The following is a 23,772-nucleotide window of genomic DNA, read 5'->3' as shown; positions in this document are numbered from 1 at the left end:
GATGCAGCGCAGGCTAGTCACAATTCTAGCGACGGATGCCGTTGGTTACAGCCGGTTGGTCGCAAGGGATGAAGACGCAGCTCTTGCGCTCTTCAAGGAGCATGCTGCGATCATCGAAGAGTTAATCCGGGTCCATGAGGGCCGTGTGTTCGGCGGGGCGGGCGACAGTCTCATTGCCGAATTTCCAAGCCCTGTCGAAGCCATGCGTTGCGCCGTCGAAATCCAGAACCAGCTGGCCCATTTGGATGAGAAACTCGACGAGGATTGGCGCATGCGATTTCGCGTCGGCCTCAACCTCGGGGATGCGGTCGTCGAGCAGGACAATCTGTATGGCGAGGCAGTCAATGTGGCGGCACGCCTGGAGGGGCTGTCCGAACCAGGTGGTATTTGCGTGTCCGGAACACTTTACGAACAGGTGAAGCACCTGCCGAACATTGGCTTTCATGATCTGGGTTCGCGCAAGTTGAAGAATATTCCCACGCCGGTGCACGCCTATTCCGTGAAGGGAATAAGCGCTCAGACCTTGCGCAAGCGCACCATGCGATGGCCCTGGGTCGCGACAGCAGGCGCGATCCTGGTGATGGTCGCGATCCCTATCGGTTGGATCTACGCGCCGGAAATGGCGGCCAGCAACAAATCATCGGCGCAGCTCGTACCTGCATCACAGCCATCGATCGCAATCCTGCCGCTCGACAATCTCAGCGATTCCACCCACGAATACTTTAGTGAGGGCCTGACCAACGATATAACAACCGATCTGTCCAAATTCTCCGGTCTGTTCGTCATAGCCTACAACTCGGCATCGACCTTCAAAGGTAAACCGACGAAAGTCCAGGATATCGGTGCTGCGCTGGGCGTTCGTTACGTCTTAGAGGGAACGGTGCAGAAAACGCCGGAGCGGCTGCGCATCAATGCCCAATTGATCAATGCCGAAACCGGATACCACGTTTGGGCCGAGCGCTATGATCGAACGCTGGGGGATACTTTTACCGTGCAGGAGGACATCACCAAGAACATCGTGACTGCTCTTGCCGTCAAGGTGACCGCAGCCGAAGAGCAGAGGTCAGGCCGGAAGCTCACGGAAAGCTTGGATGCCTATGACTATTACCTGAAAGGCAAGGCGATCTGGTCGGATCCAGACAAGGTGACACCGGAAGGGAACGAGGAGGCACGCCGGCTGTTCGAGATGGCGATCAAGCTCGATCCGTTCTATTCGTCCGCCTATGCGGAGCGTTCCTATGTCGATGTGCGCGCCTATCAAAATGGATGGAGCCCGGATGGCCCGGCGTCCCTGCGCAAGGCAAAACTGTTTGCCGAGAAAGCCTTGAGCCTGAATGACGATTTCAGCAGCCACTGGTATCTTGCCATCGTTGCCTGGAACCAGGGTGAGTTCGACAAGAGCTTCCATGAGTATGAGACGGCGCGCCAGATAAACCCGAACGATCCGGATCTTGCGGCGGATATGGCCGAGGCGCTGGTCTACGGCGGCGAACCGGAAAGGGCGATCGGGCAGATCAGGGGCGCAATGCTGCACAATCCATTTTTCCCCTTCTGGTACCCGTGGAATCTCGCGCGTGCCTTGTACATGGCCGGCCGTTACCAGGAAGCGATAGATACGATCGGCACGATGACCGCTCCCCCCAATGATGTCCGGCTGATCACCGCTGCAAGCGAGGCGCAGCTCGGGCATGTCGCCAAGGCGCGGGCGATTATGGCCGAGTTCAGCAAGATAGATCCGGATTGGTCGATCGAACAATCAGCGGCCTACTACTATCGCAAGGACAGCGACCGTCAGCACTGGGTCGATGGACTGAGAAAAGCCGGACTGAGGGAGAAGTAAAGAGAATGAGAAAAGTACAAATAAAAAGATACAACTATAAATATACATTTTTTTACATTTAAGGCAGCTTTGGTTACGTTGACAACTCGATGTTCAAGCGTAAATTAGTGCCATTCAGATCGGAAGTAGGGTCGCAGTTGATTTAAACCCTGCGCAGCTTGAGCGACATTCCGCCTCGAACGTCTTGCATCGGCATTAAACTCATCGGGTGCAGACATGCCGTTGGCACGGCCGTCAAAGACAATACCTGTCTACAATCCGTAATTTGATATCTGGTAACTTGTATCGAACTTGATGCGTGAAGCGCCAAAAAAGGTGCATCCAGGAACCATATCAGCCAATGGGGGACAGCATGAAGCAGACCGCCCGAGACTATTGCCGCGACGGAAGACGGCAGCCTTTGACCCCGGAAGGGAATGAAAGGGCCAAGGAATATTACGCGTTGGCGATCAAGGAAGATGGCAATTACCTACCCGCCTATGCCGAATGCTCCTATGCCAATCTCCGCGACCATCAGAACAGATGGACCGCAGATCCGGAGGCCTCGATCCACGAGGCCGAGCGGCTGGCGGATTATGCCGTTGCTCTGTCCGATGACGCCAAAAGCGGCTGGTTCAACGACTTCAGGGGGCGTTGGTACCGCGCAATGGTGTATTGGAACCGGGGTGATTTTAAGACAAGCTTTGAAGAGTTTGCCGCTGCCCGAGCGCTGATCACCGATCCGAAGCGGATCGACAAGGATACGGCCGACCTGGATGCCGATATGGCAGAGGCATACATATATTATGGTGATTCCGAGCAGGCTCTCGCTCTGATCGATAGTGCGGCCGCGCGCTATCCCGATCACCCCTACTGGCACGAGTGGAACCGCGCCCGTGCCTATTACATGGTGAAACGGTACGCCGATGCATTGGCAACCCTGCACGGGATGAGCTCTCCACCCAACGACACGCGCCTCATCGAGGCCGCAAGCCAAGCTCAACTTGGAAATCTCGATGAGGCAAGGCGGATTATGGGCGAATTCAACGAAATCGAGCCTGGCTGGACACTTCAAAAGTCAGCCGACTACCACTACGGCGACGACGCTGCGCGGGACCATTGGCTGGACGGGTTGAGCAAGGCTGGGTTAGCCTAAGGACCGTTCACTGGCTGGCTGGCTGCATGAGTCAAGCTTTGTGCGCCATCGGCTGCGTAAAAGAACAGCGATGTTTGCGCGGACCTCACCCTCCCGCAACAGCACTCGTATGATCGTTGATCTCGATCCAGTACCCGTCCGGATCCTGCACATAAGCCTGCCGGAACCCGTCGCGGCGGATGCCGATCTGGCCGGCATTTCCGGGCCAGTCGTAAAATGTCACGCCCTTGGCGGTGATATCAGCGACAAAGGCGTTGAGATCGTTGATGCGGAGCGCAAAATGGGTGTCCTTGGTGAGGTGCGTCGCGCCAAATTCGCCCTCGATCAGGTGGATCGTATCCAGGCCGCCGATCGTCAGCCAGGCGACATTGCCGCTGCCGGTTCGCTCGATCGGGGTGAAGCCGAGGATATCGGTGTAGAAGGCGACGCTGCGATCGAGGTCGCGGACCAGAAGCGCGAAATGGTCGAGGCTATAGATATGCCGCATTGAAAAATCCTCCCGTCATGCCGGTGCCGGCGCAAAGCCACTCCGGCGGCAGCCACGCCCCAAATGTAACGGATGCCCTCACCCGCTATCGTATGCCCTCGAGTTTTTTCACCACGCGCTCGGCAACATCGCCATCCTGTTCCCGGATCGCATTCGTCAGTGCGGACAACTTGGCGCGCAGGCCGTGCACCTGATCGACAAGCGCCATGATCACGTCAATACCATCCTGGTTGACACCCATGCTCTCTGAGAGATCGAGGATCAAAAGCCCGCGCGCGAGATCCGCGTCGTGAAACGTTTCATCCTGTTCGCTCAATTCCGGAATGATCCATTGCCGGTCGATCCATATCGTCAGCGTGGAGGAAACGATGCTGAGACGCTCGCAAAACTCCAGATGGTCCATGTCAATCTCCCCAGGCCCTGCGAGGATTATGGGCTTGGCCGGCCGCCCAGTTGGTGGCGAAGGCCGTCAGTTCCGGATCGGCGGCGTCCGGCAGCATGATCTTGAGGGTGATGTACTGGTCGCCGTTGCCGCCGCCGCGCTTGGCAACGCCCTTGCCCTTCAGCCGCAGCGTCTTGCCGGTATTGGAATGCGGCGGCAGAGTGAGCATGACGCTGCCGGATACCGTCGGGACATTGACCTTGCCGCCAAGAATGGCTTCACGCAAAGAAATCGGCATGTCGATCCGGATATCGTCGCCATCTCGGGTGAAGATGGGATGGGACCGGACGTGGATTTCGATCAGCGCATCGCCGGCCGGGCCGCCGCCGGAGCCGGGGTCGCCCTTGCCGCGCAGCCGCAGCGTCTGACCCTGCTGGGTACCGGGCGGCACCTGCAGGTCGAGCACGCTTCCGTCCGGCAACGTGATCTTCTCTTTCGAGCCGTTGACGGCATCGAGGAAGTCCACTTCCATCGAGAACTGCAAATCCCTGCCCTTGGCGCGCATCTGGCTCCGGTCCCGCCGTGAAAAGAAGCTGGAGAAAATATCGTCCGTACTGGTGAAGTCGGAAAATCCGCTGCTGTTCTGGTAGCGCGCGTCGGTGCCCGGAGCGCCTGCATATTCGCGGTAATAGTTTCGCGGCGCCTGTTCGGTTCCGGCGCCGTCGATCTCACCCTTGTCGAAACGGGCCCGCTTGTCCTCGTCGCCCAGCACCGAATAGGCCTCGGAGACCGTCTTGAAACGGTCCTCGGCGCCTTTGTCGCCCGGATTGAGGTCAGGATGCAGCTTTTTGGCAAGCTTGCGATAGGCGCTCTGGATTTCCTTTTGCGTCGCGGTTTTCGCCACGCCGAGGGTTTTGTAGGGATCGTTGGCCATGTGGCTCCTGCCGAAGCATTGTCGTGACTGTGAAGATAGGCCATCTGCGGGCGAGAGCAAGCGTTTGCAACGCGCCGGATGGTACTGGGAGTGGAATAGCAGAACGGAGCGGCATGGCCAGGATAAACCACAGCCGGCAGCGCGCGCACCATCCGTCGCGTCACTGATCGGTGATGCTACCGCCCGTCAAAAGGATCGGCCAGGGCAGCATCTGGGCGGCTGATCGGATATTGTGTGCCGGAAATGCTGGCGGCCAGCTTCTTCGGGCCCTGCGCCTTCAACAGCGCCCGAAAACTCGGATGCATGCCGCCATCCGAATAGGCGCTGAGTGTCGAGCTGGCGGGAACGGACCCGGTAATCGCCGTGTCCAGCTTGCGGTCTTCCGCCTCTATCCTGGCCATCGCCTGCGGCTCGATCTGATTGACAACCGGCGGGCAGGCCGCCAGCGGATCGGTCGGCTCGCCGCCCTCGAATTCCTTGTTGAAAACATAACGGCGTTCGCACACCGAGACCTTCGGCTGCCGGCGCGTTACTTCAAAGGCATCGTAGCCTTCCTTCATCGTGCGCCAGAACGACATGTTCGGATCGCCGCGATGGCCGGCCATATTCTGCGCCGTCATGCGGAAAGGATAGGCCTGGACCTGGAATTTTTCCTGGCCGCCCGCCAGTGCTTTCTGGACTATTGCATAGATTTCGCCGACGCCTTGGTCAGTCATCGCATAGCAGCCGGATGACGAGCAGGCGCCGTGCACCATCAGCGCCTCGCCGGTATAACCGAGCGCCGATTCCAGCCGGTTGGGATAGCCGAGATTGAAGGAAACGTAGAACTGCGAGTTCGGGTTCAGCATGCCCGCGGAGACGTGATAAAACCCTTCCGGCGCGTGGCGGTCGCCAACCTTCGTCTTTGGGCCGAGCTCCCCGGACCAGCGGCAGATCGGATAGGTCTTCAACAGCGCATAGGCACCCGTCTTGTTGACCTTCCAGACTTCCAGCTCGCTTTCCTGCTTGAAAATGCGCACCAGAACCGGGCTTTCCGGCTTCATGCCCTTCTTCGACATTTCCGCGATCATCTTGCCGGACAGTTTCGGCGGTGCCTCGGAGAGGTCGTCGAGCGCCATGCAGCCCGACAGCGCCACGCCAAGGGCAAGTGCTGCCAACGTCCGCGACACGACCGTGCGGGCGGAACTGACGCGCGTCGAGGCGCGATAAAGAGCAAGCAGAGAATTCATGAAAGGGTCTATCGCTGGAAATCGTGCCAAAGTTTTGTCGGACGTGTCAAATCGGAGCAATAATGCGCCCGGCCATCGAAGAATCGGTCATCGCGGTTAGCGTCCGGTTAATATCTGCCCCGCAGCTTGCGGGAGGCAGGCGCAGTTTCGCCGGCCTCTCAACGGCTTATTGCCAGACGACGATCTTCGCCTTTGCAGGAACGCGCTGGTAGAGATCGATCACGTCCTGGTTCATCAGCCGCACGCAGCCGGACGAGACTGCCTTGCCGATCGACTTCCATTCCGGATTGCCGTGCAGCCGGTAGAGCGTGTCTTCGCCGTTCTGGAAGATGTAGAGCGCCCGGGCACCGAGCGGATTTTTCAGGCCCGGCTCCATGCCGCCATTGGCGATCGAATATTTGGCAAGGCTCGGCGTGCGCGCCACCATTTCGTTCGGCGGCTTCCAGCGCGGCCAGGCCTGGCGCCAGTGGATGACGCCGTCGCCCTGCCAGGCAAAACCTTCGCGGCCGATGCCGACGCCGTACCGCATCGCCGTGCCACCGGGCTCGATGACGTAGAGCAAGCGCGATGGCGTATCGACGACGACGGTACCCGGCGCTTCGCCGGTGCGATCGACGACGCGCTGGCGGTAGAATTGCGGATCGATCTGCTGGTATGGAATGGCCGGGATCAAATAGCCGCCGTCCTCGACAGGGCCGTACATCACCTGCAACTCGGCATCCGACGGCGGGCCGATCGGCCGGCTGAGTCGCCCGGGCGTCGGAGCATTGCTTCCGCCCGGCATCGTGGTGGAACATCCGGCAAGCGTGCCTGCCGCAAGAACGCCGAGAAAACCGCGGCGGGAAAAACTGTGATCGGTCGTCATGAGCCCCATCAATTCGCTAGTCGGCAATAATGTCCGGCCCATCTGGACGAAGCAGCCGGCATGCTCGCCAATCAAGCAATGCGCCACGCGTCTTCACCCCGCAGGAATCGGATCAAGCTCTTATGCAGCCAATCGCAGCCCTTTCCAACGGGACGTTGCGGTTCTGGCGTCAAGTTTCCCGCCCGGTCACCACATCGTGATGTGTCGTTGCGTGAAAGACGCAGCTGCCCGGGAGGCGTTGTTACTGTAACGTACTTCCGGATGCACATCGCGGTTGCGATGTTGCGGCATCGAAATTCGGAGACTGCCATGGCTTTGGCATTGGATAGCGGAAAAGACAGTTTTATGGCATTGAGCGAGATGCTCTGGATACCGGGCCGCACCTTCACAATGGGATCCGACAAACACTATCCCGAGGAGGCTCCCCCTCACCCTGTGAAAGTCGATGGTTTCTGGATTGAAGCGACGCCCGTGACCAACCGGCAGTTCATAGCATTCGTAAAAGCCACGGGCTATCTGACCTTCGCCGAAAAGGCACCGGATCCCAAGGATTATCCCGGTGCTCTGCCGGAGATGCTGAGAGCCGGCTCGCTCGTCTTCACGCCACCCAAATCGGTCAACGGACCGGATATCAGCCAGTGGTGGGCTTTCAAGTTCGGCGCCAACTGGCGGCGCCCCTATGGTGGCTTGAGCGACCTTCGCGGCAAGCTCGACCATCCCGTCGTGCATGTGGCGCTCTGCGATGCGAAGGCCTATGCCGAATGGGCGGGCCTCGATCTTCCGACGGAAGCCGAGTGGGAACTGGCCGCGCGCGGTGGTCTCGACGATGTCGAATATGCCTGGGGCGATGAACTGACGCCGGGAGGCGTCGCCATGGCAAACACCTGGGCCGGAACCTTCCCGACCCACAGCACCAAACCCGCCGGCAAGGACCGGACGACGCCGGTCAAATCCTTCGCCGCAAACGGTTACGGCGCCTATGACATGATCGGCAATGTCTGGGAGTGGACGACCGACTACTGGTCAACACGCCATCCGGAACCGGCCGCCAAATCCTGCTGCATTCCGCAGAACCCGCGCGGCGGCACCGTCGATGCGAGCTACGATCCGAATGTGCCTGATATCCGCATTCCACGGCGGGTCCTGAAGGGCGGATCGCATCTCTGCGCGCCGAACTATTGCCGCCGTTACCGCCCTGCCGCCCGCCATGCGGAGCCGGAGGATACGTCCACCAGCCATGTCGGTTTTCGCTGCGTGAAAAGACCTGCAAACTGATCCGGGAGAGATCCATGCTGAATTTTGTTCGGGTATTCCTAGTCGTGCTTCTGTTGCCCTTCGCAGCACTTGCTGATGATCTGCCATCGTGGAACGACGGCACGTCGAAACAGGCGATCGTCGATTTCGTCTCCAAGGTCACCGACGAGAAGAATGCCGATTTCGTCAAGCCGGAAGATCGCATCGCCGTCTTCGACAATGACGGCACGCTCTGGTCGGAGCAGCCATTCTATTTCCAGCTCGGCTTCATGCTCGACCGGGTGAAGGCGCTCGCGCCCGATCATCCGGAATGGAAGGAAAAAGAGCCGTTCAAATCCATCCTGGCCGGCGACCTGAAAGGCATGGCAGCGAGCGGCGAAAAGGGTGTCGTCGAGCTCGGAATGGCCACCCACGCAGGCATGACCACCGACGCATTCGCCAAGATCGTCACCGACTGGTTTGCCGCCTCCAAACACCCCAAAACCGGCAAGCCCTATAACGAGATGACGTTCCTGCCGATGCGCGAATTGCTCGATTATCTCAGGGCCAACGGCTTCAAGACCTATATCGTCTCTGGTGGTGGCATCGAATTCATGCGGCCGATTACCGAGCAGGCGTATGGCATCCCCCCCGAGCAGGTCATCGGCAGTAGCATAGCCACCGAATATGCGCTTGTAGACGGCGAGCCTGTTCTCAATCGCCTGCCGAAGATCGATTTCGTCGATGATGGTCCGGGCAAACCCGTCGGCATCAACAAGTTCATCGGTCGCCGCCCGATCTTCGTGGCTGGAAATTCCGATGGCGATTACGAGATGCTGCGTTGGGTGACCGGTGGAAAACCAAACAGCTTTGGATTGATCGTGCACCACACCGATGCCGTGCGCGAATATGCCTACGACCGCGAATCACACTTCGGAAAACTCGACAAGGCCATGGATGAGGCAACACAACGCAAGTGGCTGCTCGTCGACATGAAGAACGACTGGAAGAAAATCTACGCGTTCGAAACACCGTGATTGGCGCTCAAAGACGCAAAAAAGACAAGACAGGTGAACCGCAGCACCCGGATTGCTGCGGATTGCCGGCACCACCATCATGCAGTTTCTTGCGCAGGGAGCTTCACAATGCCGTTCATCGACACGCCCGACGCATCCGTAAGTGAGCAAACTGCGAAATTGTACGCTGATGCGGAAGCCAGCTACGGTTATGTGCCGAATATGGTGAAAGCGTTCGGCCACCGGCCGGATGTGATGGAAAACTGGAGCGCTCTACTTTCAAGCATCAAGGCCGGAATGGACCTGCGCCGCTACGAACTGGTGACGATGGCGGCAGCGAAAGAGATGAAGAGCTCCTATTGCCTGCTCGCCCACGGCTCCGTTCTTTTGCGCGATATCTTTACTGCGGAAGCACTCCGGCAGGTGGTTGATGATCCCGACGCGGCGACAATCGACGAAGCGGAGCGCACCATCATGCGCTTTGCCGCCAAGGTCGTGCGCGATGCGTCGTCGATAACAATCGCTGATGTCGATGAGTTAAGGCTGCATGGGCTTTCCGACGCGGAGATTTTCGATATCGTCACCGCTGCTACTGTGCGCTGCTTCTTTTCCAAGACGCTCGATGCGCTCGGCGTGCTGGCCGACAGCGCTTATGAAAAGCTGGACCCGGACCTGAAGACTGCGCTGGTTGTCGGTCACCCGATCGATGGGACGGCCTGAGTTTGGTCACCTCCACTGACAACCCGGTCATTCAGGATCGTCTTGTCTATTGAACCAAACCGACAGTCTCGGCGACCATCAATGTATCGACGAATTCGGTCAGGTCGATGATCTTGCCGTCTTTGAAGGTGAAACGATCGAGATATTCCGTGTGAATTTCCCGGCCGCCCCTGTAGCGGATCAACCCTGCCCGATGCGCAAAAACAGTATCGCCATCGACATAAAGGCGGGTGGTCTTGATTTGGGACATGTCCCAGTCAGCAACCAACCCACGCATGGCGGTATCGACCGCCGCCGGTTCGCAGACCCGCTGTGCCATCGGTGCCAGCTTGCCGCTGCCGACGAGGCAGAAACTGAAGCCGGGTCCGGTATGGGACATCAAAGCATCGATGTTGTTGACCGCACGTGCCTCGTAGAGCTTGTTGATAATGCCTTCGAGCGTTTCCCTGTCCGTCATCTGCATCCCTCCCCTTTGGTTGAGAGAAGTGTGCCATATTTAAGAAGGGCCGCAAGTACTAGAGTTTCAAAGGCAGAAGGGCTGCCCGCCTAAAATTGTTCTCCTATAAAACCTTTATCTCTTTCCGGTTTTCCCGGAATGGATTTCAAATGGGCGGCAGCTCTAGCATCCGGGCATCGAAACAGGTCAATGCCCCGATGCCCATGTTACACGTTCACGCCTCCATCCTTTCCGCACGCAGCATTGACGCCCGGTGCTCCGCCCACCAGCCATCCGGGCACAAGCGCTCCTGCAGGCAGCGTCGCGCCCGCGTCACGGCGGCGCTGAACGCTGCGGCGATCGTTCTCTCCCTTGCCGGTATTGCCCTGATCCTGGTCGTCGCCTGAGGCATCATGATGAGCACGACACCTTTGTCGCATTCCCGGATAACGCCAACCGCGGTCGCCCCTCCTGCAGATCATACGGCAGCTGGAACAGCACTCGCCAGCCTGATTGCCAGGGTTTGCGCCGCGCGGGTTCTGCGCGAGCACCATATCTGGGAAGCCGTGCGCATCCTGCCGGAGATCGCCGGCCTGCCGGATGACATCAAACAGCTGCCGGAGTTTCGCCGGCTGATGGAAAAGGAGGCGTTTACCGCCGCTCTTCGCCTTCTGGCGCAATCCTGCCAGCCGGCCCGTGACATCCGCGATCTTGACCCGCAGGGAGATCATTGGGTTGCCACCCTGACTGTCCGCAGCGCCCTTTCCCAGCCGCAGCGGCGCAAACTGATGCGCGCCGAACATCGTGATCCGCCGGCTGCCGTCCTGATCGCTGTTCTGAGCAGCACCATCCGCAAAGCCAGACCGTTTGTGCACCGAAGACGGAAAAACGCAGCCGTGCAAAAGGAATTTGGAAATGACTGAACGCCACCGGATCGACACCACGCCACAAGGCGCAATCTGCGACCTCGTCACCCCCTTTCAGGGCGATCAACTGGACGAATGCGCCTTCGCTGACCTCGCCGAATGGCAGATCAACAGCGGCATCTCGGGCCTGCTCGTTGCCGGACCTGCCGGTGAACCCTGGGCGCTGACCGATGACGAACGGACACGATTGATCAGGCTTGCCGTCGCAGTTGCCGGCAACCGCGTCCCGGTTTTCGCAGGTACCGGCACGAACTGCACCGAAACAACGGTTGCGCGGACGGCAGAGGCGAAGAACATGGGGGCCACAGCGGCCTATGTGGTGACGCCTTACTACAGCAAGCCCGCTCAGGAAGGCCTGTTCCGCCACTATCAGGCGATCGCCAATCGGGTCGACCTGCCGCTCATCGTCGGCGTCTCACCGCAGCGAACGGCGATCGATATTTCTCCCCGTACGCTGGAACGGCTGGCAACGCTGCGGTCCGTCGTTGGAATTGCCGATGAAACGGGAGACATCGCCCGGCTTGCTGCAATTCCCGCGGCCCTGCGTCAAAGGTTCGCACTCTATTCCGGTCACGATCTGACGGCCATGCCCTTCACCCTCATGGGCGGCCGTGGCGTTATCTCGGCCGCCGCCAATCTGGTGCCGCGACTGACCGTTGCGCTGCATCAGGCGCTCGCCACCGGAAACCAGCAATCGGCGCAGAGCCTTCAGGAAAGGCTCAACCCGCTGTTTCAGGCACTGGAGCGCGAACCGAGCCCCGCTGCGATCAAATACGGTCTCAGTCTGCTCAGAGGCATCAGCGACGATGTCCGGCTGCCGCTGACGCCGATCGTCGCGGAAACCACTGCGGCGATCCGCATGGCACTGGCACCGGTGCTGTGCAAACCGGCGCCAGCGCGCCGGCAATTCCTATGAGATTTTAACAACAAACCCGCCGACCACGCATGGAACGGCAATGACAGAGTGCATATTTTCTTATGGCAATCAGTGCGTTACGGATTGCAAGTATCTCAACCGAAAGAGCAGGTCATGCAACCCTACGCCCGGCAAAATTCATCAGACAGGCAGGCAGCGGCGCCAATGACATCGGATCGCAGCAGCCTGTCCGGCGCCGTCATCCGCCTGGCTGCAGTCTTTGCCTGCGCCGGCACTATTCAGATTCTGGCAGGCTGGTTTCTGCGCTGAGGCGCGCAATCAGCACCACACCAGTAGCAAGCCACCATTAACAACACGAAGGTCTACAAGGATCATGGGCAGTCGATACCCCCTCACGAACACACATTCCGCAATGCCGCGTTTCACCGTCGGCTGCGATCATCACGGCTGGTGGGTCGTGCACGACCGGCTGGGCCGGGTTGGCGGATTGTTTGCCAGCGAAGCAGCGGCCCTGCACTTTGCCGATGAAGAAAGCAATCACGATGCGCGCGCGGTGTGCCGCGCACCGGCCGGCAAATGTGTCGAGTTTGACGATATATCGGCAACAACATCCGCAGCAACGCGGAATACCCCTGCGCGGCGCTACGCCTAAACCTTTGGGGCGCGCGCTTTCCCCGGCGGTCTGCGCCCCCTTTTTCCATCGGATGATCGATAAGATTTGCCTTAAATGCCAGCGCGCGATTTCACCGGGAGGAAACGGAGGCCGGGTTAAAAAGGATCGATTGCACATCCGAAGGAGTGCCCGGCACGGGCAGATCGTCCATGACCCTGGTCGTAACCATGTCAGCCAACACGGCGGCTTACGCGGCGCAAGCCATCAAGCCGTCCGCCCGCGTCAGCGGCGATGGTCCGACCGACGAGGCGATCACCCTGCTTTCGGCGCGGCCAAAGGATGACGCGGCAAACACCCACGCCTCGGTTGCTGCCCTTCGCAGCCCGACCGCGCTGTCGCTGATGCTGATGACGTCCAATAGCCGCCTGCCGCAGGGTACGCGCGGCGAAGCGGTCCGCCGCTACATGGAATTCGGCCCGGATGAGGTGGAATCCGATGAGAGCGACGAGGCATTACGCCCGGACGACGAAGCGGCAGACAACTAACCGAGCCAAACAGATGCTGGCCAAACGTAACGGCGCAGTTTCCTGCGCCGTCATGCGTCCCGCAAAAATCGGCAGGCTTTACTTGTGCTTTTGCGCTCCACCGGCGGCGTTGCCGACGGAAAGCACGTAATCGACCTTGCCAGCCTTTTCGAAGGTCAGCGTCACCGGAATGCTGTCACCCTCGGCGAACGGCTTTTTCACACCAAAGAACATCAGGTGCAAGCCACCGCTTTGAAGCGTGACGGTTTCGCCAGCTGGAAGAGCAATGCCGCTCTCCAGCTTGCGCATCTTCATCACGTCGTTCTGCATCGTCATCTCATGCAACTCGACACGGCCCGCAGCCGGGCTCTCGACCGAAAGCAACACATCGTCTTCGCCACCGTCGTTCTTGATGATGAAGCCGCCGCCGCCAACTTTTGCGCCCGGCAACATCGCCTTGACCGCACCGCCGGAAATTTCCAGCGATCCGGCCTTGACCGGCGCGCCATCGGTTGCGCCCATGCCAGCCATCGCCGCCATGTCATGATGATCGTGGCCGCCGGCTTGGGCAGGCGTCACCATCACTGTCGGCGCCGGGTGCTCCAGCGAATGGGCGCTCTGGCCCTCAGCGGCAATCTCGTCCCAGACAACCTTGCCGGATGTGCCGCAGATCTGCGTCACCGGAAAGGCGATCTGCGTGTCCTTGTCGAATCCCGAGATTTTGCCGCTGATCACGAAGGTGTCATAAAAATCGTCGGACAGGTTGCCGTTCTTCCAGCGAATTTCCAGCGGGCCGGACGTGACCGTCTTTCCGTGATTATCATAGCTCTTCTGGTAATCGCCCTTGACGATCTCCAGCTCCCAGCCGGCCTTGGGCTGCGGCTTGGCGAAGACGAAGCCTTCCGGCAGTTTGACCTGCACCTCGGTGGTGGCCTTGCCATCGCAGCCATGCGGGATCTGCAGCACGGCTTTGAAACTGCTTTCGGAGGCGACTTCATCGGTCTCGAAAGAAGCATGGGCATGCGCCGATACGGCAGCCCCTAGCGAAAGTGCGAGTGCAAGCAGTGTGGTCCTGGTCTGTGTCATCGATCTGTCTCCGGCCGGAGCCTGCACGCACGGCAGGACGGTCAATGCCGCTTAGGGCGGCTCAATACTTTGAATATTATGGAAAATCGCCGAGGCGAAGCTGTCAGAGCGGGAGCGGAGGTGCGCGCGATTGCGGCAGGAGGCGCGGATGCGCAACGAAAACGTTGGGGAAATCCGGCTTGCTGTCTGAAAGTGCGGCAACGCGGATAATCAGATAGCCGTCGCCTGGGGGCGATGGCAGGGCAATGGTAGCCGACAACCGGCAATAATCGCAAACCGGCGATAAGGCTTCGTGCGAAGAGCCGTGGCTTTTTCCCTCGGTGCCGTCAAGCCCGAAGCAGATATCGCCGATGGTACCGTCCGGCAGCATATAGTCTGCCGCCATGGCCGGGGTGATCTGGCGGGCGAAGGCCGGCTGATGGGCAAACGACAAAAACAGCAGCGCCAGCGCTGAAAGCACCCGCATCGTCATCTGCCACTGTCGCCCGGCTACCGCCATCGATCATCCTCGTCTCGTGGGATTGCGTTATCGCCTTGCCGGTGAAAAAGCAAAGGACGATTTTCTGTTCTGTCCGCTACTCCGAAACAGGCACGACAAAAATCTGTTTGGGCGCGACATTTTGCGCTTGCCAAGCCGCCGGCATCGCCGTTATCTGAAATCGATCTTGTTGGGAGAATCCGGTTGATACCGGTGCCGAAGGAGCAACCGCCCCGGAAACTCTCAGGCCAAAGGACCAGCAAGGTGCCGGTAGGACTCTGGAGAGAAGCATTTCCGCTCGCCGAAGGGATAACAATCTCAGGCAAAGGGACAGAGGGGGCTCGAGGAAACGTCGCAGAACATGCGCCGTGGAGATGAGCCGGCGCGTGACGCCAGACCTGGAGGCCGGACTTGAACGAACATTCCCCACTGAAACAGACACCGCTGCATGCGCTGCACGTGTCTCTTGGCGCCCGCATGGTGCCGTTTGCCGGCTACGACATGCCCGTGCAATATCCTGCCGGCGTCATGAAGGAGCATTTGCACACCCGCTCCTCCGCCGGCCTTTTCGATGTCTCGCATATGGGACAGGTAATCCTGCGTCCGAAATCCGGCCGGATTGAAGATGCAGCACTGGCGCTGGAAAAACTGGTGCCCGTCGATCTGCTCGGCCTCGCCGACGGACGCCAGCGCTACGGACTATTTACCGACGACAACGGCAATATCCTCGACGACCTGATGATCGCCAATCGCGGTGATCACCTCTTCCTCGTCGTCAATGCGTCCTGCAAGGATGCCGATTTCGCCCATCTCGAACAGCATCTCGGCGACATATGCGAACTGACCCTGCTCGACGACCGCGCGCTGATCGCGCTGCAGGGACCGCGCGCCGAATGCGTGCTTGCCGAACTCTGGGCCGACATCGCCACCATGCGCTTCATGGACGTGGCGGAGGCGGCATTGCACGACGTGCCCTGCATCATTTCTCGCTCGGGCTATACCGGCGAAGACGGCTTTGAAATCTCCATCCCGGCTGCCTCGGCTGAGGATGTGACGCGCAGGATCCTCGAACATCCCGACGTCATGCCGATCGGCCTTGGCGCACGCGATTCGCTGCGTCTCGAGGCTGGCCTGTGTCTCTATGGCAATGATATCGACACCACCACCACCCCGGTCGAAGCAGGCCTGGAATGGGCGATGCAGAAGGCACGCCGCGCCGGCGGTTCCCGCGCAGGCGGTTTTCCAGGTGCCGAGGTCATTTTGCGCCAGTTCGCCGAAGGTGCGAGCCGCCGCCGCGTCGGCCTGAAGCCGGAAGGCAAGGCCCCGGTGCGCGGTGGAGCGCCGCTGTTTGCCGATTCCGAAGGCAAGGTACCGGTCGGCACTGTTACCTCCGGCGGCTTTGGCCCAAGCGCCGACCACCCCGTCGCCATGGGCTATGTCGATACGGCCCACACCGCCAGTGGCACAAAGCTTTTCGCGGAGGTGCGCGGTAAATACCTGCCGATCGCCGTCTCCGCCCTTCCCTTCGTCACCCCGACCTACAAACGCTGATCAGGAGCTGAACCCATGCTGAAATTTACCGATGAACACGAATGGCTGAAAATCGAGGGTGATATCGCAACGGTCGGCATTACCGCCCATGCGGCCGAACAGCTCGGCGACCTCGTCTTCGTGGAACTGCCGGAAGCCGGTACTGCACTTGACAAGGGCGCCACCGCCGCCACCGTCGAATCCGTCAAGGCAGCCTCCGACGTCTATTGTCCACTTGACGGCGAGATCGTCGAGAGCAACCAGGCCATCGTCGATGACCCGGCCCTGGTCAACAGCGACCCGCAGGGCGCCGGCTGGTTCTTCAAGCTGAAACTGTCCGATCCGTCGGCCGTCAACGCCCTTCTGGACGAGGCCGCCTACAAGGAGCTGATCGCCTGATGAGCATGCCGAAGGATTTCACCTTTACTGACTACAAGCCGTACGACTTCGCCAACCGGCGTCATATCGGCCCCTCGCCCGATGAAATGACGGCGATGCTCAAGGTCATCGGCTATCCCAGCCTCGATGCCATGATCGACGACACCGTTCCGCCGTCGATCCGCCAGAAGGCCCCGCTTGCCTGGGGCGCTGCGATGACCGAGCGCGAGGCGCTCGACAAGATGCGCGAAACGGCAAACCTCAACAAGAAGCTCGTGTCGCTGATCGGGCAGGGCTACTATGGCACGATCACGCCTCCGGTCATTCAGCGCAACATCCTGGAAAATCCCGCCTGGTACACCGCCTATACGCCCTATCAGCCGGAAATCAGCCAGGGCCGTCTCGAGGCTCTGCTCAACTATCAGACGATGGTCTGCGACCTCACTGGTCTTGACGTTGCCAATGCCTCGCTGCTCGACGAGGCAACCGCTGCCGCCGAAGCCATGGCCATGGCCGAGCGCGTGGCAAAGTCTAAGGCCAAGGCTTTTTTCGTCGATGAAGGTTGCCACCCGCAGACCATCGCACTTCTGAAGACCCGCGCCGAACCGCTCGGCTGGTCAATCGTCATCGGCAACCCGTTTACCGATCTCGACCCGGTCGACGTTTTTGGGGCGATCTTCCAGTATCCGGGCACCTATGGCCACGTTCACGACTTCACCGGCCTGATTGCCCGCCTGCACCAGACGGGTGCGATCGCTACCGTCGCTGCCGATCCGCTGGCGCTGGCGCTGTTGAAATCGCCCGGCGAAATGGGCGCCGACATCGCCATCGGCTGCACCCAGCGTTTTGGCGTTCCCGTCGGTTACGGTGGCCCGCATGCGGCCTACATGGCCGTCAAGGACGCCTACAAGCGCTCGATGCCCGGCCGTCTGGTCGGCGTCTCGCAGGATAGCCGCGGCAATCGCGCCTACCGCCTGTCGCTGCAGACCCGCGAGCAGCATATCCGCCGCGAAAAGGCGACGTCGAACATCTGCACCGCGCAGGTCTTACTAGCCGTCATGGCCTCGATGTATGCCGTCTTCCACGGCCCAAAAGGCATCAAGGCCATCGCCCAGAGCGTCCACCAAAAGGCCGTCCTTTTGGCGCTTGGCCTCGAAAAGCTTGGCTACACGGTCGAGCCGGACGTGTTCTTCGACACGGTCACCGTCGATGTCGGCAAGCTGCAGGGCATCATCCTGAAGACGGCCGTGGCAGAAGAAGTCAACCTTCGCCGCATCGGCACCACCAAGATCGGCATCAGCCTCGACGAGCGCTCGCGGCCGGTGACGCTGGAAGCCGTCTGGCGGGCGTTTGGTGGCGATTTCCAGGTCGAGGATTTCGAAGCAGGTTATCGCCTGCCCGAAACCCTGTTGCGGACCAGCGAATATCTGACGCATCCGATCTTCCACATGAACCGTGCGGAAAGCGAGATGACCCGCTATATCCGCCGGCTGTCGGACCGGGATCTGGCACTCGACCGCTCGATGATCCCGCTCGGTTCCTGCACGATGAAGCTGAACGCGACAGCCGAAATGCTGCCGATCACCTGGCCGGAATTTTCTGAAATCCATCCCTTCGTGCCGGCCGACCAGGCTGAAGGTTATCGTCACATGATCACCGATCTGTCGCAGAAGCTCTGCCAGATTACCGGTTATGATGCGGTTTCCATGCAGCCCAATTCGGGCGCGCAGGGCGAGTATGCCGGACTTCTGACCATTCGCGCCTATCACCGCGCCAATGGCAACGGCCATCGCGATGTCTGCCTGATCCCGACCTCCGCGCATGGCACCAATCCGGCCTCCGCCCAGATGGTCGGCATGAAGGTCGTCGTCATCAAGGTCAGCGACAACGGCGATATCGACATGGACGATTTCCGTGCAAAAGCAGAGCAGTATGCGGAAAACCTCTCGTGCTGCATGATCACCTATCCGTCGACACACGGTGTGTTCGAGGAGAATGTCCGCGAAGTCTGTGAGATCGTTCACAAGCATGGCGGCCAGGTCTATCTCGACGGCGCCAACATGAACGCCATGGTCGGGCTTGCGCGTCCCGGCGACATCGGCTCCGATGTCAGCCATCTCAACCTGCACAAGACCTTCTGCATTCCGCACGGCGGCGGTGGTCCGGGCATGGGGCCGATCGGCGTCAAGGCGCATCTCGCCCCTTTCCTGCCCGGCCATCCGGAAACCGATGGCGGCGAAGGTGCCGTGTCGGCTGCTCCGTTCGGCTCGGCCTCGATCCTGCCGATCTCCTGGAGCTACTGCCTGATGATGGGCGGCGAAGGCCTGACGCAGGCGACCAAGGTGGCGATCCTCAACGCCAACTACATCGCCGCCCGGCTGAAGGGCGCCTATGACGTGCTCTACAAGTCGGCCAAGGGACGCGTGGCGCATGAGTGCATCATCGATACCCGTCCGCTGGTCGACAGCGCCGGCGTCACCGTCGACGACGTCGCCAAGCGGCTGATCGACTGCGGCTTCCATGCTCCGACCATGAGCTGGCCGGTCGCCGGCACGCTGATGATCGAGCCGACGGAATCGGAAACCAAGGCCGAAATCGACCGTTTCTGCGATGCCATGCTCGCCATCCGCGCCGAAGCGCAGGCGATCGAAGACGGTAAGATGGACCGGGTGAACAATCCGCTGAAGAATGCCCCGCACACGGTCGAGGACCTGGTCGGCGAGTGGGATCGCCCCTATTCGCGCGAACAGGCCTGCTACCCGCCAGGAGCGTTCCGTGTCGACAAATACTGGTCACCGGTCAACCGCGTCGACAATGTCTTTGGCGACCGCAACCTCGTCTGCACCTGCCCGCCGCTGGAAGATTATGCCGAGGCGGCAGAGTAATTTCCAAACTCGAAAGGGGCGCTCGATGCGCCCCTTTTTTTTATTACTGCGCGATGCGAGCGAACGTCCACCCGCGTCTTTACTTTCCGCCAGATTGCCTCGGCTCAGGGAGCGTCACCACGAACCGTGCGCCTTGTGTGAACGCCGTATCAAGCGAAATGGAGCCGCCGTGGCTCTCGGCGATCCGTTTTGCCAGCGCCAGTCCGATACCCGTGCCGGGATAAACAGATTCATCCCGGTGCAGGCGCTGGAACACGTCGAAAATCTTCCTGGAAAACCGCGGATCGACGCCGATGCCATTGTCTTCGAAAATCACCCGGACCGCACCTTCATCCGTTTCGGCATAGATCCGGATGACCGGTTGCACGTCCTCCCGGCGGTACTTGATGGCATTGCCGATCAGGTTCTGGCAAAGCCGCTTCAACAGTTCGGGGTCGCCTTTGATCTGCGGCAGAGCCGAAACTTTGATGCTCGCTCCGGCCTCCTGAATGAAGCTGTCGAGATTGAGGATCGTGTCGGAAATCACATCGCTCATCGAGACGATTTGCCAGCTACCGATTTCGTCGGCAATCTGGGCGTAGTCGAGCAGGCTGTCGATCAGCTGGTCCATCCGCCGCGCACTCTGGCGCAGATGGCCGGCATAAACGGGCAGTTCATCGTGATTGCCGCCGGCCACATCCTCGACGATCATGTCCGAAAACATCGACATGTGCCGCAGCGGCGCTTTCAAGTCATGCGACACCGTGCCGGTAAACTGATTGAGCGCCTCATTCTTGCGCTGCAACTCGGCAGTCTGTTGGGCGATGCGCTGCTGCTGCTGTTTCAATTCGGTTATATCGCGTCCGACCGTGACATATTCCGCCAGTTCGCCGCCATCGAAGACGGCGATATTCGACCAGAATAGCCAGAGATCGCTGCCATCGGACAGTTTGCGATATTGTTCTCGCGTGGCGAGCGGCGTCTGGACCGAAAGGCTTTTCAGCGTGGTGACCAGGCTTTTGCGGTCCGTTACCGGAACGTAATCTCGAAGCAATTGTCCGATCAGATCCGTGGCCGGCATGCCAACCAACCGCGCATACCGGTCATTGACGAATGTGTAGCGGAGATCGCCGGAGATACGGCAGATGAAGTCGGGAATATTCTGCACGAGCGTATAATATTCCAGCCGTTGCCGATCGAGCGCGATCTCGGCCCGCTTCAAATCGGTGACATCGATGCGCAGCGCAACGGTATTGCCATCCTGTGTCTTCAGATCCTCGATACGCAACCAGCGTCCGTCGCCATATTCAAAGATCTGGTTGTCGCCGCCGGGATTGCGGAACGCCCGCATGCGCCCCTCAAGCCAGGCCTTCGCCTGCGGCGATCCGACGGGGGCGTTGGGGTAATATCCCACCTCGTAGACGGCAAGCATGATCTCTTCGGCGGTCATGCCGATTTTCAAGCGCGGTCCGGCCGCGCCGCAGATTCGTTTATAAGCGTCGTTGTAGACGATGATCCGTTCATCTGCATCGAAGATCGCAAACCCCTCCGGAATGGCCTGCAGTGCAGTGTCGAGAATTTCGCCGGCTTTCCGGCGCTCGCGGTCAAGCTCGAGATAGTCGGAGATATCATGAACGACACCGGCGAAACCTAACTCCGTACCGTCCGCATCGGCTACCGGCGTTACCCGGATCCGTGCCGTAAACACCGAGCCATCGCGGCGGCGGTAGCGGTGGATACCCTCGGAAAATTGTGTGTTTCCCGGTTTCGCCGCGTTCTGGAAAACAGCGGCTTCAAAGTCCTGGTCGCTGGCATAGAGCATCTGCATAGACCCACCGATCATGTCATCAGCAGCATAGCCGAATTGCTCGACCGTGGCAGCATTGACAGACAGAACAACGCGGTCGGCATCGACAAAGATGACGGGAGAAGGAAAAACCTCATAGATCGCTTGAACGAAATCTTTCTGCGCCGCGGTCATGGTTACTCGGTCACGCTCCGCCCCCTACACACAAGGGCATAAAAACAGAAAAAGAGACTGGCGCAAACCAGTCTCTTTGCGAATTCCCGATAGAGCGCCGGACCACGGCGAGAAGATGCTTAGCTGGCGCGAACCACCGCGTCGCCCTTTGCTGCCAGCGCAGCCAGATCGGCGGGCTTCAGTTCGACGGATTCGCCGCAGCCGCATGCCGATGTCTGGTTCGGGTTGTTGAAGGTGAAGCCCGAGCGCAATGTCGTCACTTCGAAGTCCATCCGGGTTCCGAGCAGATAGAGCACGGCTTCAGGGGCAACCCAGACCTTGGCGCCCTGATGTTCGACCAGATCGTCCTTCGGGTTCGCGACGGTCACCATGTCGATGGCATATTCCATGCCGGCGCAGCCGCCCTTCTTGATGCCGACACGAATGCCCTGGGCATCACCACCGGCATTATCGACGATCGCCTTGACGCGGCCAGCCGCCGCATCGCTCAAACTCATGACTGCAAAGCCCATGGGCCGTTCTCCTTGTAGCAATCAGGTTCAAGGCCTGATGCTTTCCGAGTCTTAAATGTAATGCGCGGCGGTTAAGGGATCAATACGTGATCAGTACCAGCCGACCGCAACCTGCGCCTCTTCCGACATACGATCAGGCGTCCACGGCGGATCAAACGTCATCGACACTTCAACCCCGGACACGCCCTCGACAGCGCCGACGGCATTTTCCACCCAGCCCGGCATTTCGCCGGCCACGGGGCAGCCGGGGGCCGTCAGCGTCATGGCGATCTTGACCATGCGGTCGTCTTCGATATCGATCTTGTATATCAGCCCGAGCTCGAAGATGTCGGATGGAATTTCCGGGTCGTAGACGGTCTTCAGCGCAGAAATGACATCGTCGCTCAGACGTGCCAGTTCGTCCGCCGGAATGGCGGAATGAACAATCCCTTCGCGAACGTCGATCTTGTTTTCAGTCGTATCAAGGCTCATCGGCATATGTCCTTACGCAAAGAATTTGCGGGCTTGCTCAAGCGCATCCACCAGCACGTCCACTTCGGCCCGCGTGTTGTAAAGGCCAAAGGATGCCCGGCATGTGGAGGTCACGCCGAAGCGTTTCAAGAGCGGCTGGGCGCAATGCGTTCCTGCCCTTACGGCGACCCCTGCCCGGTCGATCACCATCGACACATCATGGGCATGGATACCCTCGAGTTCGAACGAGAAGATACCACCTTTGCCCGGTGCCGTCCCGATCACCCGCAGCGAGTTGACCGATGACAGGCGCTGATGCGCATAGGCGGCCAGATCGGCTTCATGGGCAGCGATTGCGGCCCGGCCGATAGTATCCATGTAATCCAGCGCATAACCGAGACCGATCGCCTGGACGATCGGCGGGGTTCCCGCTTCGAAGCGGTGCGGTGGCTCGTTGTAGGTGACTGCGTCTTCGGTCACCTCGACGATCATTTCGCCGCCGCCCATGAACGGACGCATTTCCGTCAGCCGGTCCATCTTGCCGTAGAGCACGCCGATACCCGAGGGACCGTAGAGCTTGTGGCCGGTCATCACGTACCAGTCGCAGTCGAGATCCTGCACATCGACCGGCATGTGGACGGCGGCCTGGCTGCCATCGACCAGCACCGGAATGCCGCGTTCATGGGCGATCCGGCAGATTTCCTTGATCGGAACGACCGTGCCGAGCGCATTCGACATATGGGTGATGGCAATCAGCTTGGTCTTGCCGGTCAGGCACTTGACGAAATCGTCGATATGGAATGCACCCTGATCGTCTACCGGCGCCCAGACCAGCTTGGCACCCTGGCGTTCGCGGATGAAATGCCACGGCACGATGTTGGAATGATGCTCCATGATCGACAGCACGATCTCGTCGCCATCGCCGATCTTCGGCATGCCATAACCATAGGCGACCGTGTTGATCGCCTCGGTCGAGGATTTGGTGAAGATGATGTTGTCGACCGAGGGCGCGTTCAGAAACCGGCGTACCTTTTCGCGGGCACCTTCATAGGCGTCGGTGGCGGCATTCGACAGGAAATGCAGGCCGCGATGGACATTGGCATATTCGTTGGAATAGGCATGGGCAACGGCATCGATGACCACCTGCGGCTTCTGCGCCGAGGCGCCGTTGTCGAGATAGACCAGCGGCTTGCCGTAGACGGTCCGCGACAGGATCGGAAAATCCCTGCGGATCGCTTCGACGTCATAGGCCGGAACCGGCACCGTGAGTTCCATG

The 23,772-nt window shown here is 59.8% G+C and carries 25 protein-coding genes and 1 riboswitch; of the genes, 13 read left to right on the top strand and 12 right to left on the bottom strand.

All coding sequences use genetic code 11. The annotated features are described in order from the left end of the window. Position 1: 1 nt before the first annotated feature. Together ACP7E6_RS04820 and ACP7E6_RS04815 are read left to right on the top strand one after the other, a co-directional pair. Entirely contained in the window at positions 2–1,840 is a 1,839-nt protein-coding gene (locus ACP7E6_RS04820; protein WP_426228381.1) for an adenylate/guanylate cyclase domain-containing protein, read from the top strand. A 352-nt stretch (positions 1,841–2,192) separates the two neighbouring features. Beyond that, on the top strand, positions 2,193–2,975 hold the full coding sequence (locus tag ACP7E6_RS04815) for a tetratricopeptide repeat protein (protein ID WP_426228379.1): 783 nt from the start codon (positions 2,193–2,195) through the stop codon (positions 2,973–2,975). Between the two features lie 85 nt (positions 2,976–3,060). Here the strand turns inward: ACP7E6_RS04815 and ACP7E6_RS04810 are convergent, their stop codons facing one another. The 5 genes from ACP7E6_RS04810 to ACP7E6_RS04790 all read right to left on the bottom strand — a co-directional run bounded on the left by ACP7E6_RS04810 (position 3,061) and on the right by ACP7E6_RS04790 (position 6,872). Beyond that, a complete protein-coding gene (locus ACP7E6_RS04810; protein WP_426228377.1) occupies positions 3,061–3,462 on the bottom strand; it encodes a VOC family protein in 402 nt (133 codons plus the stop codon). Positions 3,463–3,547: 85 nt separating this feature from the next. After that, on the bottom strand, positions 3,548–3,865 hold the full coding sequence (locus ACP7E6_RS04805) for a chaperone modulator CbpM (RefSeq protein ID WP_426228375.1): 318 nt from the start codon (positions 3,863–3,865) through the stop codon (positions 3,548–3,550). Between the two features lies 1 nt (position 3,866). Then, the gene (locus ACP7E6_RS04800; protein WP_426228374.1) at positions 3,867–4,778 is read right to left on the bottom strand and encodes a DnaJ C-terminal domain-containing protein; all 912 of its coding nucleotides are present in this window, start codon (positions 4,776–4,778) and stop codon (positions 3,867–3,869) included. Positions 4,779–4,954: 176 nt separating this feature from the next. Beyond that, complete coding sequence (locus ACP7E6_RS04795) at positions 4,955–6,007, bottom strand: hypothetical protein (RefSeq protein WP_426228372.1); 1,053 nt, start codon at positions 6,005–6,007, stop codon at positions 4,955–4,957. Positions 6,008–6,173: 166 nt separating this feature from the next. Continuing rightward, complete coding sequence (locus ACP7E6_RS04790) at positions 6,174–6,872, bottom strand: L,D-transpeptidase (protein WP_426228370.1); 699 nt, start codon at positions 6,870–6,872, stop codon at positions 6,174–6,176. A 309-nt stretch (positions 6,873–7,181) separates the two neighbouring features. On the opposite strand from ACP7E6_RS04790, the gene ACP7E6_RS04785 reads away from it, so the two are divergent. The 3 genes from ACP7E6_RS04785 to ACP7E6_RS04775 all read left to right on the top strand — a co-directional run bounded on the left by ACP7E6_RS04785 (position 7,182) and on the right by ACP7E6_RS04775 (position 9,841). After that, positions 7,182–8,147, top strand: coding sequence for a formylglycine-generating enzyme family protein (locus ACP7E6_RS04785; RefSeq protein WP_426228368.1), 966 nt, complete (start codon positions 7,182–7,184; stop codon positions 8,145–8,147). A 14-nt stretch (positions 8,148–8,161) separates the two neighbouring features. Beyond that, a complete protein-coding gene (locus tag ACP7E6_RS04780; RefSeq protein ID WP_426228366.1) occupies positions 8,162–9,142 on the top strand; it encodes an HAD family hydrolase in 981 nt (326 codons plus the stop codon). Positions 9,143–9,250: 108 nt separating this feature from the next. Then, positions 9,251–9,841 carry a carboxymuconolactone decarboxylase family protein gene (locus ACP7E6_RS04775; RefSeq protein ID WP_426228364.1) on the top strand — a complete coding sequence of 197 codons (591 nt, stop codon included), beginning with the start codon at positions 9,251–9,253 and terminating at the stop codon, positions 9,839–9,841. A 46-nt stretch (positions 9,842–9,887) separates the two neighbouring features. Here the strand turns inward: ACP7E6_RS04775 and ACP7E6_RS04770 are convergent, their stop codons facing one another. After that, the gene (locus ACP7E6_RS04770) at positions 9,888–10,298 is read right to left on the bottom strand and encodes a nuclear transport factor 2 family protein (RefSeq protein ID WP_426228362.1); all 411 of its coding nucleotides are present in this window, start codon (positions 10,296–10,298) and stop codon (positions 9,888–9,890) included. 197 nt (positions 10,299–10,495) lie between these two features. On the opposite strand from ACP7E6_RS04770, the gene ACP7E6_RS04765 reads away from it, so the two are divergent. The 5 genes from ACP7E6_RS04765 (at position 10,496) to ACP7E6_RS04745 (ending at position 13,238) form a co-directional block, all read left to right on the top strand. Next, on the top strand, positions 10,496–10,684 hold the full coding sequence (locus ACP7E6_RS04765; RefSeq protein ID WP_426228360.1) for a hypothetical protein: 189 nt from the start codon (positions 10,496–10,498) through the stop codon (positions 10,682–10,684). Between the two features lie 6 nt (positions 10,685–10,690). Then, positions 10,691–11,200 (top strand): hypothetical protein, encoded by a 510-nt coding sequence (locus tag ACP7E6_RS04760; RefSeq protein WP_426228358.1) that lies wholly within the window; start codon positions 10,691–10,693, stop codon positions 11,198–11,200. Continuing rightward, positions 11,193–12,119 carry a 4-hydroxy-tetrahydrodipicolinate synthase gene (dapA, locus tag ACP7E6_RS04755; RefSeq protein ID WP_426228356.1) on the top strand — a complete coding sequence of 309 codons (927 nt, stop codon included), beginning with the start codon at positions 11,193–11,195 and terminating at the stop codon, positions 12,117–12,119. Before ACP7E6_RS04760 ends, dapA begins: the two co-directional genes overlap by 8 nt. 373 nt (positions 12,120–12,492) lie before the next feature. Beyond that, positions 12,493–12,732 carry a hypothetical protein gene (locus ACP7E6_RS04750; protein WP_426228355.1) on the top strand — a complete coding sequence of 80 codons (240 nt, stop codon included), beginning with the start codon at positions 12,493–12,495 and terminating at the stop codon, positions 12,730–12,732. Between the two features lie 170 nt (positions 12,733–12,902). Further along, a complete protein-coding gene (locus ACP7E6_RS04745; protein WP_426228353.1) occupies positions 12,903–13,238 on the top strand; it encodes a hypothetical protein in 336 nt (111 codons plus the stop codon). 78 nt (positions 13,239–13,316) lie between these two features. Here the strand turns inward: ACP7E6_RS04745 and ACP7E6_RS04740 are convergent, their stop codons facing one another. Beyond that, on the bottom strand, positions 13,317–14,303 hold the full coding sequence (locus tag ACP7E6_RS04740; protein ID WP_426228351.1) for a DUF1775 domain-containing protein: 987 nt from the start codon (positions 14,301–14,303) through the stop codon (positions 13,317–13,319). A 103-nt stretch (positions 14,304–14,406) separates the two neighbouring features. Then, positions 14,407–14,802, bottom strand: coding sequence for a hypothetical protein (locus tag ACP7E6_RS04735; protein WP_426228349.1), 396 nt, complete (start codon positions 14,800–14,802; stop codon positions 14,407–14,409). Positions 14,803–14,962: 160 nt separating this feature from the next. Further along, positions 14,963–15,050: riboswitch (glycine riboswitch) on the top strand. A gap of 142 nt (positions 15,051–15,192) precedes the next feature. Here ACP7E6_RS04735 and gcvT point away from each other — a divergent pair. The 3 genes from gcvT to gcvP are packed head-to-tail and all read left to right on the top strand — an operon-like array spanning position 15,193 to position 19,574. Then, positions 15,193–16,332: a glycine cleavage system aminomethyltransferase GcvT gene (gene gcvT / locus ACP7E6_RS04730; RefSeq protein WP_426228347.1), complete on the top strand. Its 1,140-nt coding sequence runs from the start codon at positions 15,193–15,195 to the stop codon at positions 16,330–16,332. Between the two features lie 15 nt (positions 16,333–16,347). Next, positions 16,348–16,710 (top strand): glycine cleavage system protein GcvH, encoded by a 363-nt coding sequence (gene gcvH / locus ACP7E6_RS04725; protein ID WP_060640913.1) that lies wholly within the window; start codon positions 16,348–16,350, stop codon positions 16,708–16,710. Next, positions 16,710–19,574, top strand: a complete 2,865-nt coding sequence (gcvP, locus tag ACP7E6_RS04720; RefSeq protein ID WP_426228345.1) for an aminomethyl-transferring glycine dehydrogenase — start codon at positions 16,710–16,712, stop codon at positions 19,572–19,574. Before gcvH ends, gcvP begins: the two co-directional genes overlap by 1 nt. A gap of 79 nt (positions 19,575–19,653) precedes the next feature. Here gcvP and ACP7E6_RS04715 read toward each other — a convergent pair whose 3' ends face one another. The 4 genes from ACP7E6_RS04715 to ACP7E6_RS04700 form a co-directional block, all read right to left on the bottom strand. Next, positions 19,654–21,534, bottom strand: a complete 1,881-nt coding sequence (locus ACP7E6_RS04715) for a PAS domain S-box protein (protein WP_426228343.1) — start codon at positions 21,532–21,534, stop codon at positions 19,654–19,656. Positions 21,535–21,653: 119 nt separating this feature from the next. Beyond that, entirely contained in the window at positions 21,654–22,046 is a 393-nt protein-coding gene (gene sufA, locus ACP7E6_RS04710; protein ID WP_426228341.1) for a Fe-S cluster assembly scaffold SufA, read from the bottom strand. A gap of 90 nt (positions 22,047–22,136) precedes the next feature. Further along, a complete protein-coding gene (locus ACP7E6_RS04705) occupies positions 22,137–22,517 on the bottom strand; it encodes an SUF system Fe-S cluster assembly protein (RefSeq protein WP_113244768.1) in 381 nt (126 codons plus the stop codon). Between the two features lie 12 nt (positions 22,518–22,529). Further along, positions 22,530–23,771, bottom strand: a complete 1,242-nt coding sequence (locus ACP7E6_RS04700; RefSeq protein ID WP_426228339.1) for a cysteine desulfurase — start codon at positions 23,769–23,771, stop codon at positions 22,530–22,532. Position 23,772: the final 1 nt, after the last annotated feature.

This window comes from Pararhizobium sp. DWP3-4, from assembly GCF_049898205.1.
Lineage (GTDB): Bacteria > Pseudomonadota > Alphaproteobacteria > Rhizobiales > Rhizobiaceae > Pararhizobium.
The sequence above is the reverse complement of the archived record's forward strand: the minus strand, read 5'-3'. Positions and strand labels throughout refer to the sequence as shown.

Coding starts and splice junctions, on each gene's coding strand:
- ACP7E6_RS04740 (WP_426228351.1), bottom strand. CDS start 14,303: ATGACACAGACCAGGACCACACTGCTTGCACTCGCACTTTCGCTAGGG.
- ACP7E6_RS04735 (WP_426228349.1), bottom strand. CDS start 14,802: ATGGCGGTAGCCGGGCGACAGTGGCAGATGACGATGCGGGTGCTTTCA.
- ACP7E6_RS04700 (WP_426228339.1), bottom strand. CDS start 23,771: ATGGAACTCACGGTGCCGGTTCCGGCCTATGACGTCGAAGCGATCCGC.
- ACP7E6_RS04815 (WP_426228379.1), top strand. CDS start 2,193: ATGAAGCAGACCGCCCGAGACTATTGCCGCGACGGAAGACGGCAGCCT.
- ACP7E6_RS04820 (WP_426228381.1), top strand. CDS start 2: ATGCAGCGCAGGCTAGTCACAATTCTAGCGACGGATGCCGTTGGTTAC.
- dapA (WP_426228356.1), top strand. CDS start 11,193: ATGACTGAACGCCACCGGATCGACACCACGCCACAAGGCGCAATCTGC.
- gcvH (WP_060640913.1), top strand. CDS start 16,348: ATGCTGAAATTTACCGATGAACACGAATGGCTGAAAATCGAGGGTGAT.
- ACP7E6_RS04785 (WP_426228368.1), top strand. CDS start 7,182: ATGGCTTTGGCATTGGATAGCGGAAAAGACAGTTTTATGGCATTGAGC.
- ACP7E6_RS04745 (WP_426228353.1), top strand. CDS start 12,903: ATGACCCTGGTCGTAACCATGTCAGCCAACACGGCGGCTTACGCGGCG.
- ACP7E6_RS04800 (WP_426228374.1), bottom strand. CDS start 4,778: ATGGCCAACGATCCCTACAAAACCCTCGGCGTGGCGAAAACCGCGACG.
- sufA (WP_426228341.1), bottom strand. CDS start 22,046: ATGGGCTTTGCAGTCATGAGTTTGAGCGATGCGGCGGCTGGCCGCGTC.
- ACP7E6_RS04770 (WP_426228362.1), bottom strand. CDS start 10,298: ATGACGGACAGGGAAACGCTCGAAGGCATTATCAACAAGCTCTACGAG.
- ACP7E6_RS04795 (WP_426228372.1), bottom strand. CDS start 6,007: ATGAATTCTCTGCTTGCTCTTTATCGCGCCTCGACGCGCGTCAGTTCC.
- gcvP (WP_426228345.1), top strand. CDS start 16,710: ATGAGCATGCCGAAGGATTTCACCTTTACTGACTACAAGCCGTACGAC.
- ACP7E6_RS04715 (WP_426228343.1), bottom strand. CDS start 21,534: ATGACCGCGGCGCAGAAAGATTTCGTTCAAGCGATCTATGAGGTTTTT.
- ACP7E6_RS04750 (WP_426228355.1), top strand. CDS start 12,493: ATGCCGCGTTTCACCGTCGGCTGCGATCATCACGGCTGGTGGGTCGTG.
- ACP7E6_RS04805 (WP_426228375.1), bottom strand. CDS start 3,865: ATGGACCATCTGGAGTTTTGCGAGCGTCTCAGCATCGTTTCCTCCACG.
- ACP7E6_RS04775 (WP_426228364.1), top strand. CDS start 9,251: ATGCCGTTCATCGACACGCCCGACGCATCCGTAAGTGAGCAAACTGCG.
- ACP7E6_RS04765 (WP_426228360.1), top strand. CDS start 10,496: ATGCCCATGTTACACGTTCACGCCTCCATCCTTTCCGCACGCAGCATT.
- ACP7E6_RS04790 (WP_426228370.1), bottom strand. CDS start 6,872: ATGACGACCGATCACAGTTTTTCCCGCCGCGGTTTTCTCGGCGTTCTT.
- ACP7E6_RS04760 (WP_426228358.1), top strand. CDS start 10,691: ATGATGAGCACGACACCTTTGTCGCATTCCCGGATAACGCCAACCGCG.
- ACP7E6_RS04705 (WP_113244768.1), bottom strand. CDS start 22,517: ATGAGCCTTGATACGACTGAAAACAAGATCGACGTTCGCGAAGGGATT.
- ACP7E6_RS04810 (WP_426228377.1), bottom strand. CDS start 3,462: ATGCGGCATATCTATAGCCTCGACCATTTCGCGCTTCTGGTCCGCGAC.
- ACP7E6_RS04780 (WP_426228366.1), top strand. CDS start 8,162: ATGCTGAATTTTGTTCGGGTATTCCTAGTCGTGCTTCTGTTGCCCTTC.